Raw genomic sequence first — 15,039 nt, 5'->3', positions numbered from 1 at the left:
ACCACATACCGGCAAACGCCGCCACTCGCATGAACGCTAGCGCCATACCCGCAACCTCGCCCGCCATTCGAGCGTCAATGGTACGGTACAGACGGAAGGCCGGCGCAGGCACGCCGCTCATATGCCGCGCACATGCACCGGCCGCAGGCAATTGGCAAGGAGCCCCATGAATCTCCCGAGGAATCCACAGACATCACTCAGCACCGCTTCGCAAGGTGATGCTTCACGCGCTGCTTCGGCAGAACGCGCCACGTCGGGAAGCGCTGCCGCAAAAGCCGCCGCAGACGTCGCTACAGATGCCGCCACGGCTGCCACCACAGACGCCGCCGCTCGCAGCAGCAAGCTGCACCGCGTGGGCCCGCGCATGCACACTGCCATCCTGTGGATCATTGCCATCGCCATCATCGCCGTCATGGAAGTCGGCGTTTTCAATCTGGCGCATTGGCGCACGCTACACACGCCCAGCATCCAGACCGGCACAGCAGTGATCGGGGCGGGCCTCACCTCCGCGGATGGCACTCGGGCGACCAGCGCCACCGGCACGTTCACGGTGAGCGATCCGGACACAGCCACGATTGACATTCCCATCAGCGATGCCAAGACCGGCGGCGCGGCGGAATTGCACAGCATCCGGCTGGTGCCTGATTCGCAAGGGTGGGAAAGCACCACAGTGGAGTTCTACACGTCGAGCGACGCCACCTCAAGCGAGACCGACGACATCTCATGGCGCGACCTAGGCGCAGGCGTGTGGACCGACAATGAGCGCACGCTCACCTACACGAAGCTGCCCTCCACGCAATACATCCTCGCCGGGCAGAAAAGCGCCGACAACCGCACGAGCACGTGGCTGCGCATCAGCTTCAGCCAAGAAACCGCCGGCTCCACGGTGAGCCTAGCGTCGTTTGAGCTCAATCCCACGGTGCCGATGTTTTATTCGCCGCTGCGCGTGCTCATCATGCTGGCGATTGCAGCATTCCTCATCTGCCTGCGCCCTGGCTCTGTGCTGTGGCGCAGGCGCTTGGACGTCTCCAGCCGCGGTCACAAAATGGCGGTCGGCTCCCTCATTGCCGTGCAGTCGCTGGTGCTGCTCGCGGTCAGCCAGATGACCGGTGGCGCGTTCGTGGGCCAAGGCGTGAGCTTCGGCTGGGGATTCCAGCACTGGTTCGATCCGTTGCAATACCAGCGTCTCGGCGATGCGCTGCTCCATGGGCACACATGGCTTGACCTGCAGGTTGACAATTCGCTGCAGGCGATGAGCAATCCTTATGACTTCTCGCAGCGGCAGGCGCTGAACCGCAGCACCGGCGCCGTGTATTACTGGGATCACGCCTACTTCCAAGGCAAGTATTACTGCTACTTTGGCGTGCTGCCTGCCGTGTTCCTCTTCGCACCGTTCGAGGCTCTCACCGGGCATTGGCTGCCGACGTGGGCGGCGTCATGGCTGCTGTCGGTGGGCTTCACGGTGTTTGCCGCGCTGCTGGCTACGAAATTCGTAGCACGCTATTTCCCCCATATCTCGCAGGCGTTGGCGGTGATGTGCACGCTGACCCTCATGGTGGCAAACAGCATGTGGTATTACGTGTTCGCCCCGTCGTTCTATGGCATTCCGATGCTGATGTCCATGATGCTCACCGCCGCGGCGCTGTATTTTTGGGTGAGCGCGCGGCGTGATTCAGCGAGCGGTGAATGGGCAGGTCTTGCGAAATTCGCAGATGCCACGGTCGCGGCTTCCACGGACACGGCTTCCACGGGCACCGATGCAACAACCACCACTGCCGCCGCCACTACGGCTGCCGCAACTACCACCGCCACCGCTGCTACGCAGCCCCGCAACACGGCACTTTCCGCGTGGCGCGTGGTGCTAGGTTCGGTGCTCATGACGATGAACGTGGGCAGTCGGCCGCAGTTCGCCATCGCTTTTCTGCTGGCAGTGCCGATTTTCTGGGACGAGATACGCCATACGCGCCAGCTGTTTTCGCGCAGCAGCTGGAGGCTTACGCTGGCGGCGGCGCTCGGCGCACTCATCGTGCTCGTGCCGTTGCTCGGCTACAACGCCGCGCGCTTTGGCTCGCTGCTGGATTTCGGCTCGGATTACAACCTCACGGCGTTCGACATGACGAGTCAGCGCCCCTCGAAGTTCCTGATGGCGGCGGCATTGTTTGTGCAACTGTTCCAACCGATTGCCATCAGCCCCAGGTTCCCCTTCGTGCAGACGACCGACAACGCGCTGCCGCTGCCTTGCGAACCGTCGTTGGGCGGCATCTTCGCGATTGTACCGTTCACCGTGCTGGCTCTGGGCTTTTGGATGATGCGCCGTCAGCTCAAGGCTCACCGCGTATGGGGGCTCACTGTGCTGTGCCTGGCGCTGGCTGCTGTGGCGCTGTGGTTTGATACGTCGATTGGTGGCGTGAACAACCGCTATTACGGCGATTACGCGTATCTCATCGCGCTGGCGGCGATTTGTGTTGCCGCTTGCGTGGAAGAGGCCCTTCGGCCGGACGGCAGGCGTGATGATGTGACAGCCACATGCGCCACGGCTCCGGCACGCATATTCGCTGCGACGATTGCCGCGATGGTGTTGATTGGCTTGTTCATGGTCTTTGCTGGATTCTTTGCGCCGGGACGCTATGAGGCCCTCACCTACCGCGATCCGGTGTTGTATGCCTATGTGCGCAGCTGGTTCACCGGACTGTGCATGTAGCGGACTGGCATGTAGACGGATGGCGCAGGCAATGGATGTTCGCAATATGCACACAAACACACATATGAACACTCAAGCCATAAACACCTGTGAACAATCTGAACATGTTTTCGAACACATATCGCTCAACAACTCTAATGACGCCCGCAACACTCCTGCAGCCCCGATGACCCCTACCGCCGCTGCAGCCACTGCACGCTCGACGCGATGCGACACATGGGCGCTGGTCACCTCCATCGCCATAGCTTTGCCGATTGCATGGGGCGATTACGTGCACCGCGTGTTCAGCGCGGGCGACACATGGCATATGCACTCCGCATATTGGCCGGTCACCGGATTATGGACATTAGCGATTATCGCCGTGCTATATCTATCGCTTCATGTTGTTTTTTGTTCACTTGACCGTTCATTCAAACAGTCGCAGCCCACATCAACCGACACCAGTCGCGAGAAGCGCCAACCCACCAGAGCATCCCACCCGTTTGCCGCCCATGTTGCGATTATCTGCATATGCTGGTCGCCATACCTGCTGCTGAGATTCCCCGGCAACCTGGATCCAGACACCCAATGGCAACTGTTGGAGTTCTACGGATTGGCGAGCCGCACGGACCAGCACCCATGGTTTGACACACTCGTATTCGGCGCATTCTGGCAGCTCGGCAAGGCGCTCGGTTCCTTCGCATGGTCGCTGTTGCTGTATGAATTCATACAAATGGCCTGCACTGCGTGCACGTTTGCATTGTGCATCCGCTGGATGCACAATGCCGGCCTGCCGCGCACCCTGCAACGCTTCACACTGATTTTCGCCGCCCTCTACCCCGCAATACCCCTTTTCGCCCAGACGATGGCGAAAGACATGCTATTCGCCTGGCCATACCTGCTGTTCCTGCTCTGCCTCGCCGAAGCCGCCCGCACGCGAGGCGCGGCATTCGCCTCGTGGCGTTTTGTCGGCGCATTCGGCGTGGTGACATGCCTCATGATGCTTACCAAGAAAACCGGTCTCTACATTGCCGTCATCAGTTGCATTGTGTTGATCGCATACATATGGTGGTGGTCGCGGCGAGATCAACGCCAGCCGCATGCCTTCACGCGCGCAATCGCAATGCTGTGTGCAGCGCTTGCCCTGGTGGGCGGAGTCTGGCAGCACGTCGCACTCCCTGCGATGGGCGTGCAGCCCGGCCCCAGCAAAGAAACGATGAGCATCATTACTCAGCAGACAGCGCTCTACATTGCATGGCATGGTGACGAGATGAGCGACGAAGATTGGCAAACCGTGAGCGATGTGTTCACGGATGCACACAATCTAGGCACTGTGTATGACCCGTACCGCGCCGACGCGACGAAAGACAGCTGGGTCAGCAATGCCCCATCTGCCGCCAAATGGCGTTTCCTGCGCTGGTATGCCGCCACCATGCTTCGCAATCCCGGTGTTTTCTTCATATCATGGGGTGCCACCGCCCTGCCGCTCTTGTATCCTGACACCACCACGCAGGCGGATGAATCCTTCGTGAGCTACCGCAACAATCTGCCCGCCGCCTCCACCAGCCCGTCCGCCATAGGCTCTGAAGCCTATCTATGCTGGCAGACCGGCGATACGACCGCCGATAGCCTCGCCCGTGTGCAAGCCCTCATGCGCAGCTCCTACCGCCCCGCCTGGGCAGCGCGCATCGCCGACAGTTTCGACACCGCGTATGCATGGCTGGAGCATTACACACCCGTGTTGTTCATCAAGGCGACCTTCACCACGTGGATTCCTCTCATCTGCGCCGCCTACTGCCTGCGCCGTCGCAACGGGCTGGGGCTTGTGATGCTCGTGCCCGCGTTCGTCACTCTCGCCACGCTCGCTGCCGCGGCTATTGTGCTCCCCCGCTACCTCGTAGCCAGCGTCTACGCGCTGCCATTGGCGCTGGCTGCCGCAGTCGCACGGTGATGCGCCGGCAGGAAGCGATGACGGCGGTGGATGATAGCGAAACTGAAAATCACCACCACGGCGCACACAGCACCCACCGACCATGCCACCAGCCGGTAATCGCCGCGCGCCTCCTCAGGGTACGGAGCCGGTTCCGGCATGGAGACCCGATGGCCGGAAACGAGCAGGCGGTGCGTGTTCACACCATAGGGCGTGCACGTCATGAGGGTGACGCGATCCTCACCGGAGCGGATACGCAGGTACTGGCTGCCCTCGGTGGGCAGAATCACGCGAATGGAGTCCACTTCGTAGGCAAGCGTCTCGCCCATCACGTTGATGTAAAAATCATCGCCGATTACCATCTCATCGAGACGAGTAAACATGAGGGCGCTCACCATGCCGCGATGACCGGTGAGCACGGCATGCGTGCTGTCACCGCCCACTGGCAGCGACGTGCCGTAGAGATGGCCGGAACCACGGTTGAGGGAGTCGGCGCTCGTGCCATGGTAGATGGGAAGATTCACGGAGATTTTGGGAATCACGATGGATCCCATGATGCCGTCGTTGGAAGCATTGAGCAGGCCCATGTATGTGGCATCTTGGGCGGAGGCAGAATCGGAGTCATCATTCGTGGAGGATTGGCCGGATTCCGCGGTGAACGGGTCAATTGTCTCGCCAATCGTAGGCTGACCGTTCGAAGCAAGCACAGTGTTATAAGCTCTCGCGGCGGCAAGCGCGTCCTCGGCCTGCGGGTAGGGCCAATCGGCTACGTCTTTCTTGACCTCCGCGGCGATCTGCGCCTGGCGCTGATGGTCGATGAATTGCAGCACGTAAGGGTAACCGATCACCGTGCAGCCCACGATGAACAGCACGAGTGCGACGGCAGTGAAGAAAGTCGCCTGACGCTTGGCGGAGCGCTGCGCACGCATGCGCTCGGTGAAGCCAGCGTCAAAAAGCTCGGGCATGGTGGAGGGAGTGGCGGTGAAACGGCTCGCGTCCCGCGTTGGGCGTGCCGCCTTGGGTGAATGTTTCGCAGCCATGGTTCCTCGGTTCCTCAGGTTCCTGAGCTTACTGAAATTTCTGAGATTCTTCTGTTTCTTAAAGCACTGGACGATTCAAGAAATGACCCCGTGTGCAGAGCGGCGGGCTCGAGGTCCGCGTTTCTGCCCACGGGGTCAGGGTAGGTTGCGCAACTAGGTTGCGTCAACCACATGTGCGCGTCGTGAGACCGGCATCGTGCGAATAGCACCACGTGACGAGCACGAGGAACTAGCACAATGCGTCAGTCTCGATTCAGGCGATCTTGGCTGCCTTGCGTGCGCGGATGGCGAAGAATGCCGCCGCGGCGATAAGAGCCAGACCGATGAAGCTGAAGAACGCAATGCCAGCAGCACCGGTCTTCGGCAGCTGGGTGACGGACTTGACGTTCTTCACAGTGAAGCCATCCTTGTCAGCGTTATCCTGCGTTACCAGATTGAAGAAATCCGGGGTGAATGTGGTGTACGTCAGCCCGGTCAGCCAATCATCACCCGCCCCATCTGCAGTGCCTTTAGGAGCATTGTTGGTCTTATCGTTCTGATAGGAAGTGTCAGCAATCGTCACCGTAAACGTCGGACGAGCGCCAGAGAAGTAGCCGCTCGGCACTTTGGTCTCTTCCACCGTATAGGTACCAGCGTCAAGGCCCTTGATGGAGATGGTACCGTCTTCGCCAGAAAGAACTTGATCTGTCGTCCCTGATACGTTATCGACAACGTATGTGACCTTACCGGTGGCGCTATCAGTCTGCTTAGTGAACTTATAGGTTGTTTCACCAGTCTTGACTGTGAACCCAGCGCCCGACACAGGGGATTTTCCGTCGGGGCCAACCTTGTTCAGGTTGAGGTTGAAGGAATACACGTTGACCGTCGGACCAGGCACATTGTTCATCTTGGAATTATCCGAGGGATTGTTGGAGTAGTTCAGCTCCACCTTGTTGTAGTTACCCTGGGGATCAGCACCGGTCTTGTCGGCGGCATCGACATTCGGAGAATCGGTCGTGGTGGCGCCCTTCGCAAGCGTGGCGGACACAATCACCACAATCTCATCGCCAGCCTTCCAACCGGTCTGAGCACCTGCAGCGCCATTGACAAGCCTCTTCAAATCGACGGTGAGGGTATTCGTGCTTTCGCCGGTCACATCATAATCCGTCCCGGGGTTCAGGGCCAGGGGTTGATTCGTTGTCTTATCTACAGCTGTCTTATCCGTGACAGACTCAACTTTCTGAGCCTCGAAGCTGCCATCCTGGAAGGTATCCACGATGTTGAACAGACGCGTCGTTGCCGACTTCAGAGTCGGATCAGAAGCATAGCCCGTGAAATCGGGGATCGTGGTCGTCAGCTGGAAGAACACGGTATCACCGATATTGTAGGAAGGATGGTTGTTCGGGGTCGTGCCGTCCTTGCCCACCACCTGCTTGGTGATGGGAGCCGTGGTGTTCTTCATATCGATGGTGCCCACGCCCAGGTTCTTGTTAGGATCGTTTTCGTCGGTAACCGTGAGGGTGGCGAACGTGGTTCCCACGAGCATCGGCACAGACTGCGTACTGTTAGCGACCTTATCATCATCCTGCTTATACGTATCAATCACCAGATACAGGCCCTCAGGAGTGAGCGTGTTTTCCTGTCCGAGCGTCAAGTCCTTAGAAATACTCGGCGTCCACTTCTTGGTTGTATCTGTATCATTCAGCAGTGCCGCGAGTGCATCAGCGAACTTACGCTCTTGTGCGCTGGCAGTATTTGTATTGACATCGTAGCCGTAGGGAGATGTAGCAGAAACTCCAGTCAGGGACTTCAGCCCCTCTTCCGCTGCGGTTTGCGAGCCAGAGGCTTCAGCGGTGACGCCTGCTGTAGTAAGAGCATTCTCGATAGCCGTCTCGTCGCTGTCGTGCACAACGTAACGGAACGTATCGATGTTGAGATTGCCGGCCTTAGCGGTGCCGCTGGTAACAGCACTATCAGTATCAGTGTAGGCAGCATAGTCTTTGTTGTATGCGGCAACAAGATACGCAGTCAGCGTATGGCCTGTCGTACCGTTCGGCGCGTTGACCGTCAGCTTGCCAGATGCCGTCGAGGCATACTCGGTGTAATGGGGGGGGGTGGAGTCATCAGCTGCAGCGGCACCCACACCCACGGCCATGCCGCACAATGCAGTCACCGCAGCTGCCGCCGCGGCGATCGCCTTTTTGAAAGAAGCCTTCATGTCTTCTCTCCTTCTTCATATTGTTCTTCCATAGTGGCTGGCTTTCGCCAATTGCCTTACTACATATCGTAATAAAGCGGCATTCCCGACGACTTGCGTCGTCTATCCCTCTCTCATGCGTAAAAGCGTGTCGCAGGCACGTCTTACGCCCGAGATACAGATCTTTCACTTGTCTCAGTGGCGCCCAGATGCTGCACGAATGCCGCATTCGGATGCCGCCGAGGGGCGGGGAGCTGCACCGGAACGTTCACAATTGCCATACAGTCGCAAGCACCGCGTGGCAACAATTACCATACGGTAGCCATCACCATATAGTAACCGTCGCGCACTGCCTAACTGTGCCGGATTGCCAACATTCCGTCCAGTTCCCCTAAGCGTCACATCACCTCCGCCTACGGTGTCGCATGGCAAATCTTACTATCGAAACCCCCAGTAAGCCAAGACCGAGGAGCGCCACATTCCGTGGCGTCCATGCGCTGCCGGTCAGCGGAAGCGCCGTCACCGCCTTTTCGTTATCAATACTACCAACAACGATGGTCTGGTGTGCCGCGCTAATCGTAAAAGCATGCGGCGTCTTGTCAATGACGTAACCGTCGGGAGCCTTGGATTCGACAAGTGTATATGCGCCTCCTTGGAGTCCTGTCAGTTTGAACGAACCCTTGGTGTTATCTTCATCACACAGCACCTCTGCCGAAGCGGTACACGTAGCAGTACCGTCCGCGTCCGACACGGTGTATGTGACCGATGCGGCGCCCGTGGAATCCGGCGTGTAGGTGAGCGCCCATTCAGATCCGCCCAACGGATCCGCGCTGGCGGCATCGACCTTCTGCCATGAAACCGTGCCAAGGATGCGGGCATCGACGATGACATTCACGTCAGAGTCATGCTTGTAGCCGTCGCTTGCGGCAAAGGGTGCTGCCCTCCGCATCCGTGAAATACACAGCATAAGAGCCGTTGATTGCATTGCTAGATGAATAAGCTCGTGGCACCAGTGGATTGGCCGATATACATATTGCCACCCACGTAAGTAGCGACGCCATCGTCCGTTGTCTAGTCGGCGTCACTGCTCAGCAACAAATCCGAATCGCTCTCTTGGGGCATGCACCACCCGGGTGTGCCGGTTCCCGCTACGCCACTGGTGGGCGTAGTGTCATTTGCCCGCGAATTCCCATTCTTGATAATGAACGCACGTCGAACACCCGCGCCAACCGCGACCTCGCACCCCCAGTTCTGCGCGGATTCCCCACACCCTCTGGCACTACTGGCGCTACCCGCGATGCGCGGCATGAAGTTGATTTGCGTGAGACAACTCTGTGCGGCGACGCCATAGCGAAATGATGACGATCCCTATGACGGCCACAATGGCGGCAATCATCATCGAATACACACCCACCGGGTAGACGCCCGTGTCTTTCTGCGCTGCGACTGGAACTGTGACACGCACGCCACGCACCAGCAGCCGCTGAGTGTTCACGCCGTATGGCGTGCAGGTCAAGAGAGTCACATAATCCTGGCTAGAGTCGATGGTGAAATGCGACGTGTCATCAGGCTCCACGACCCACGTAGCATCCACTTGATATGTATGAGTCTCGCCCAGCACAGTTATGGAGAACGTGTCCCCCGCCCCAAGCTCATCCAAGCGAGTGAAAATCAAGGCATTGGGAAGCCCACGGTGGCCGGCGAGCACGGAATTGGTGCCTTTGCCTCCGATGGGAAGGGAGGATCCATACAGATGCCCAACGCCAGCGCTCAAAGTGGCTGACGAAGTGCCGTGATATATCGGAAGCACAACAGAGATCTTGGGAATCGAGATGCTTCCGACCATGCCGCCTACCGACAGTTGCGACATGTAGTCTGTGTCTTGTTCAAAGGAATTGTCGTCAAGATTGGAAACCGGTGTCTGCCCCAGGCGTAGGCGCGTGTTGTAATCCTGTGCGCGTGCAAGCAAATCATTGCGCTGCTGCTGTTGCATAGACAGAACCGTCGAATCGTAGTCACCCACGCGCATCTCTTGCACATGAGCCGAACGATATTGCATCACTATCGGATACATGAGGAGGCAGACGCCGCTGATCATCACCAGCACGGCGAAGATAGTTGCCGCGAGGTGGCTCTTCCGTGCGGTCTTCACGGCCCTTTCCTTGTCTTTCATCGCCTATTGCCTCCTATGTGAACTTCCCGGCAGAAGAGAAGATATCAATGTCTGAAAAATGAGGGGAGCACCACTGCCATGGTGCTCCCCTGGTTCACAGATAGCGCTCTGCAGTGCAGAACACTTATGCGCGCTGGCGACGCAGAATCAACGCGCCACCCGCGATAAGGGCGATGCCCGCAATAACGATGCCGACGATGCCGGCAGCACCAGTGCTCGGCAGGAAGCCCTTGTAGTTCTTCACTGTGACGGTGCCATCAGCAGTGTCATTCACCACGTAGCTGATGGTCTGATCAGCGAAATCAGTCTTCGTGCTGGACGTGCCCTTGTTGAAGCCCTCAGCTGTAGCAGTCACCTTGATGGGAGTGCTGGAGAGACGGTAGCCTTCGGGCGCCTTGACTTCCTTAAGCCAGTAGTTGGTGCCATCCGCAGTCGCCTTCAGACCGCGCAGGTTCAGCTTGCCAGTGCTGTCAACTTCAACGGTGGAGGTGGACGTACCGGTAGCAGCGGGCACGTAATAGTAGGTGCCGGCCGTCGCCTTGGTCACGGTGGCATCGGTCGTCACGAAGTTGAGCTTGGTCTTCAGGCTCTCATCTGCATAGACCTCGAACTGCGCACCCGGAAGAGCAGTCTTGTCGTCGCTGCCATCAACCTTGAGCACATTGATGTTGAACGTGTAGACATAGGCATGCTCCGTCGGGGTCTTCTCGCCGCCGGCCACGCTGTTCGGATTGTGCTGGTAGGTCACGTCATAGCCGTTGACGACACCGGTCTTTTCCGCAGTGCCGGACTTGACCTGAGCGGTGTAATACAACTTGACCCACTTGCCGGCCAGGTTGAGGTTGAGCTTGTTGTTCTTCGTGTTGGCGCCGGTGGAATCACCGAAAGCCCACGTGTAGGTGGTGGTGCCATCGCCATTGGTAACGGTCGTGGCTGTAGGCGCCGCGTACAGACCCTTGTCAGCACTGAAATCGGTGTCGCCAGTGGTGGAGTCGAAAGAGGAACCGACCTTGACGTCCTTGACAGCGCCGAAGGTCAGATTGGAGCTCAGGGTATCGTTCATCGTGAACCAGAAGCCATTATTGGAATACTGGGTCGCCCATTCGGACGGCACGAAGAACGTGAGCTGATAGGTGACGTCTTCGTTTTCGTTGACGGTCTCGGCCTTGCGCTGATTGCTGTAATCGGCATCCACGATATTCTTGTGGGACTCAGGGCTGGTGGACTTGACATCAATGGTCACATCGCCAGTCGCCGGGGTCGTCATGACCAACGACACGGGGGAATTGTTCGCCGTCGTCGAGGGAGCAGTCGGATCATCGGCGGTAGTCTCATTGACCAGATACCAGCCATACGTCAGATTCGATGCGGTCTGCGACAGCTTATCAGCAGACAGAACGAAGTCACCTGCTTTGGTGGTAATGGTGGCGGGCTTGGAATCCGCCGTGAGTTGAGCGAGCAGCTTCTCAGCGAACGTGCGCTTATCAGCGTCCGTGCCTTTCTCGCCAAGGTAAGACACGGCAGAGAGCACATCTTCCTTCGACGAAGAGGCAGTGACCGCCGTGCTGCCATCAGTGGTCAAGCCAGCTGCAACAGCAGCTTTCGTGACCGTAGACAGATACGTGGAATCAATATCCAGCGTATAGGAGTCCCCATTCACCGCCGAGACCGTAATCGGTTCCCACGCTTCGAACGTGCGATTCTCCAAGCTCGTGGTGGACTTGAGCGTAATGCTCGCGGTTGATGCCGCGTTTGCAGACACAACGCCCACCAGGGACATCGCCACAGCGGCGATGAGCGCCACAAGCGCAGCCCATGTCTTCTTCATGGTTGAAGCTTTCATGCTTCGTTCCTTTCTCTAACGACACAAGCTACAAATCGGAGACTTCCTCCAAAGAGTGCTGCAGCTCGTGTTTCCCCTCCCCTCCACCATCAAGCCGTGTCGCCACGGCTGCACCAGCTTCAGTTGGGAAGAATCAATAGTGGATTATTCAGTTATCGCGTGTGTACCTCTTGCTTCGCATCGGCAGCTCACCACCGACGCGTCTCAGCGCACCAGCAACTCAGTCTTGAGATTTCCTCGTCAGTCTGAGCACTAATGCCGCACCGCCAAGGAGCGCGAGGAAGCCTGCGGTCATGATGACCGAAACGCCACCCCAGCGTCCTGTGTTGGGCAAGTGGTAGGTCTTTTCTTTGTCGCCGATGTTGCCCGCAGCATCCACGAGCGCCGCAGCACGCGCGGCATCATCAGTGATTCCATCGGTGAGCTTCACGGACGTATGCGTTGCATCGATCGTTACGGTGAACACGGTGTCGTTGAGGTTATAGCCCGCAGGCGCCGCAGCTTCGCGCACGTAATACGTTCCCCATGCAAGATTGGTTACCGCGAACTGGCCGGCTATGGAATTCGTATCCACATACGGCGCAGCAGCCGTGGATGCGGGGCAGGTGCCCGTGCAATCGGTGACTGTTCCCATGGCATTGGTCTGGTTCGCTGCATCATCCGAGGACGCATAGAACGCCCAGCTGGAACCGCTCAGCAACGTCGCGGTATCGAGATTGCCTGTGACGCCATCGGCTTCGACCTTGTTCCACGTCACCGTGCCAAGGATGCGGGCGTCGGCGATATAGTTCACGCCAGAGTCCGAGTCGTACTTGTAGCTGTCGCTTGCAGCAAGATTGTTGCCTTCCTCATCAGTGAAATACGTAGGGGCGTTCGTATGACCGGTGAAATAGAACGGCCCGGCAGTGGCATAACCGGCCGGCGCCGACGTCTCCACAAGCTTGTAGAGCGCATTGGGCTTGATGTCGTCGATGGTGAATTGCGCGGTTGTCGAAGAAATGTCGCTTCTCTCATCGTTCCAACTCTTGCAATCCGCTGCAATTCCCGAATCATCCGCGCACTTGCTCAGCTTCCAGACCGAGCCGGTCAGATCGGCGCCGTCCACAGTGCCGGCCTTCTTACTCCACGAAACCGTGCCCGGCAGCAGCGCATCCTTGATGTTGCCGTTGCCGTCATCACCTGCCAGCGTGGTTGTGGTGCCGCCCGCCCCCACCGTGACGGTGTAGACAGTCGTGTTAAGAGAGTATCCCGTGGGCGCAGTGAGCTCACGGATGTAATACGTGGCGTTGGGCGCCAGGTTTTCGACCTTGAGAACGCCATCTGCAGCGGTGTCGCTCGTATCGGCCATCACCTTGTTGTCTGCATCAGAAGTGAACGTTCCATCGGTCACCTTGGCAATGAGAGTGCTATCTGAGGTGCTGTCAGAGCCCACTTGTGCTGCTTCGTCAGTGGAATAAATGCCCCACTGGGAACCATGCAGCGTTTGACCGTGCACACTATCCACCTTGTTCCACGTCAGCGTGGCGCAGGTCACGCTGTAGGTGGTCGCCCAAGGAAAATTGTGACGCTCCTGGTCCATGTTGATGATGGAAGTCGAGGCGGTTGTATGGTCGCCCTCGCTATATTTCACGACCTCGCCGCTACCATTCTTCACAACATCATCAGCGCTGTTTACCATCGTGAACGTTCCATTCACATACATGCGACCATTCGTCGTCACATGGTCAGCGAAATCACCATTCACCAGGATGCTTCCAATCATCGCGGCAGCTGGGTCATCCGTAGAGCTGGCTGTAAACGAAGCTCCTCCATAGCCCCATGCTCCGTTGAGCGAGACGGTTTTATCGCCCTTGACCGTGGCATTGGTCGCTTTGCCACCTAAAACGGTGACGTTCCCCGTGGAGGCAAAGTTCCACATCACATGCTCAGCCGCAGACACATATGCCTTCTTGACGGTATCGGATGCCGTGTTGGAATACCCGTTACCAATGTCGGTGCCATTCCACACAAAACGCCATCCGTTCCGGAATGTCAGACCGGAGCCGCTCCCCGTGATGTTCACCACCACTGATGCGCCGTCAGCGATGTTCTCAAAATCCCATGAGACACCGGTATTGCCGTCAGATACGCCAACGCCACTCAGATAGCTCGCGGGAAGCGAGAACACTTGGAGCGATGACGAATCATCGCCCGTGAATGTAATTACCTTCTCAGTCACGTTAAAGGTCGCTGTATAGCCAGTGGTTTGCCCAGACTGCTGGTAGTCATAGCGATTGCGTGTCACGCTGCCCAAGTATGTCGACACGTCGGCATCGGTCACCGTATGCCGATACATGCCGGTCAAGGTCGTGTCGGTGCTGAATGAATTGAACGTGTTGAGCAAAGAATCTTTATTGGTGAAAGTCTCCGCCGCAAAGTTCGAATAGTCAACGGATTTCTGGCTGCCCGGATTGTCGTGGTCATCGCCTTGGACGTTCAGGGGGTCAGCGGTATTCCACCAATTGCTATTTTGTGAAGCTGACGACGCACCGCTCGTGTTGTTGTTCACCAAAGCGTTCTTATCGGTGCTGCCGCCGATGCGAGCCTGATACTCACCGGTGGCAATCCAACCTCCGTGGTTGGAGCCTTTCGACACCACGCCGCCCACGGCAACAGCAGTGTTGCCGACATTCGCCGTCGGGCGATACTGGGAGCCGAATCCCACTGTTCCAAAGCGGAAGCCTCGGCCGTTCCAGCTGTTCTTCACCTGATCGATGGACATGTCGCCTGGGGTCGCCGTCAGGCCTTCGGCTTCCACGGCATAGCCTTGAATGTTGATGCCACTTGTCGCAAACGTAGCGATGCCGTAATCAGTGGTGTTCCCGGAAGCTCCCCCCATTGTCAGGGTCGCCTCATCACCAAGCGAAATCGTTCGGGGAGTACACCACCCGGGTGTACCAGCAGGTGTACCAGTACCTCCGCTATCTGCTAGCGGAGATCCGTCAAATGAGGTACCCCCCCCCCAGCGCGAGGGCTGCAATCATGCCTGCGAGCGCAGCCAGCACCACTACAAAATCCAGACCCCTGTGCATGGCCTTATGCGCGCCTCGTTGGCTCATCTTTCCTCCACATCTGTGCCGATTGAAGGGAAAGGAAGAAGAATAGGTGGCTTCACTACCTCGACGAATCCGCGATACGTGTCAAACGCACCCACAGCA

The 15,039-nt window shown here is 58.0% G+C and carries 8 protein-coding genes; 2 read left to right on the top strand and 6 right to left on the bottom strand.

Features of this window, described 5'->3' with window-relative positions; all coding sequences use genetic code 11:
- The first annotated feature begins 166 nt into the window (after positions 1 to 166).
- Together CLV65_RS02950 and CLV65_RS02945 are read left to right on the top strand one after the other, a co-directional pair.
- Entirely contained in the window at positions 167 to 2,701 is a 2,535-nt protein-coding gene (locus CLV65_RS02950) for a hypothetical protein (protein WP_094691383.1), read from the top strand.
- 166 nt (positions 2,702 to 2,867) lie between these two features.
- Complete coding sequence (locus CLV65_RS02945) at positions 2,868 to 4,631, top strand: DUF6020 family protein (protein WP_144441885.1); 1,764 nt, start codon at positions 2,868 to 2,870, stop codon at positions 4,629 to 4,631.
- On the opposite strand, the gene CLV65_RS02940 is transcribed toward CLV65_RS02945, so the two are convergent.
- From CLV65_RS02940 to CLV65_RS02915, 6 genes are all read right to left on the bottom strand, one after another.
- A complete protein-coding gene (locus tag CLV65_RS02940) occupies positions 4,589 to 5,650 on the bottom strand; it encodes a class C sortase (RefSeq protein WP_169713385.1) in 1,062 nt (353 codons plus the stop codon). The two genes, CLV65_RS02945 and CLV65_RS02940, sit on opposite strands and share 43 nt — an antisense overlap.
- 253 nt (positions 5,651 to 5,903) lie before the next feature.
- Positions 5,904 to 7,847: a SpaA isopeptide-forming pilin-related protein gene (locus CLV65_RS02935; RefSeq protein ID WP_094691385.1), complete on the bottom strand. Its 1,944-nt coding sequence runs from the start codon at positions 7,845 to 7,847 to the stop codon at positions 5,904 to 5,906.
- 382 nt (positions 7,848 to 8,229) lie between these two features.
- A complete protein-coding gene (locus tag CLV65_RS02930) occupies positions 8,230 to 8,775 on the bottom strand; it encodes a prealbumin-like fold domain-containing protein (protein ID WP_094691386.1) in 546 nt (181 codons plus the stop codon).
- Positions 8,776 to 9,114: 339 nt separating this feature from the next.
- Entirely contained in the window at positions 9,115 to 9,978 is an 864-nt protein-coding gene (locus CLV65_RS02925; protein WP_157847201.1) for a class C sortase, read from the bottom strand.
- Positions 9,979 to 10,123: 145 nt separating this feature from the next.
- On the bottom strand, positions 10,124 to 11,842 hold the full coding sequence (locus CLV65_RS02920) for a SpaH/EbpB family LPXTG-anchored major pilin (RefSeq protein ID WP_094691415.1): 1,719 nt from the start codon (positions 11,840 to 11,842) through the stop codon (positions 10,124 to 10,126).
- Positions 11,843 to 12,062: 220 nt separating this feature from the next.
- Entirely contained in the window at positions 12,063 to 14,720 is a 2,658-nt protein-coding gene (locus CLV65_RS02915; RefSeq protein ID WP_094691388.1) for a SpaA isopeptide-forming pilin-related protein, read from the bottom strand.
- Between the last annotated feature and the right edge of the window lie 319 nt (positions 14,721 to 15,039).

Source organism: Pseudoscardovia suis (genome assembly GCF_002797875.1).
Taxonomy (GTDB): Bacteria; Actinomycetota; Actinomycetes; order Actinomycetales; family Bifidobacteriaceae; genus Pseudoscardovia; species Pseudoscardovia suis.
This window is presented reverse-complemented; position numbering and strand designations above follow the sequence as displayed.

Bases quoted from the DNA above. Each gene is read 5' to 3' on its own strand.
- CLV65_RS02950 (WP_094691383.1), top strand. From the start codon at position 167: ATGAATCTCCCGAGGAATCCACAGACATCACTCAGCACCGCTTCGCAA.
- CLV65_RS02945 (WP_144441885.1), top strand. From the start codon at position 2,868: ATGACCCCTACCGCCGCTGCAGCCACTGCACGCTCGACGCGATGCGAC.
- CLV65_RS02940 (WP_169713385.1), bottom strand. From the start codon at position 5,650: ATGGCTGCGAAACATTCACCCAAGGCGGCACGCCCAACGCGGGACGCG.
- CLV65_RS02935 (WP_094691385.1), bottom strand. From the start codon at position 7,847: ATGAAGGCTTCTTTCAAAAAGGCGATCGCCGCGGCGGCAGCTGCGGTG.
- CLV65_RS02930 (WP_094691386.1), bottom strand. From the start codon at position 8,775: ATGCGGAGGGCAGCACCCTTTGCCGCAAGCGACGGCTACAAGCATGAC.
- CLV65_RS02920 (WP_094691415.1), bottom strand. From the start codon at position 11,842: ATGAAAGCTTCAACCATGAAGAAGACATGGGCTGCGCTTGTGGCGCTC.
- CLV65_RS02915 (WP_094691388.1), bottom strand. From the start codon at position 14,720: ATGGGGGGAGCTTCCGGGAACACCACTGATTACGGCATCGCTACGTTT.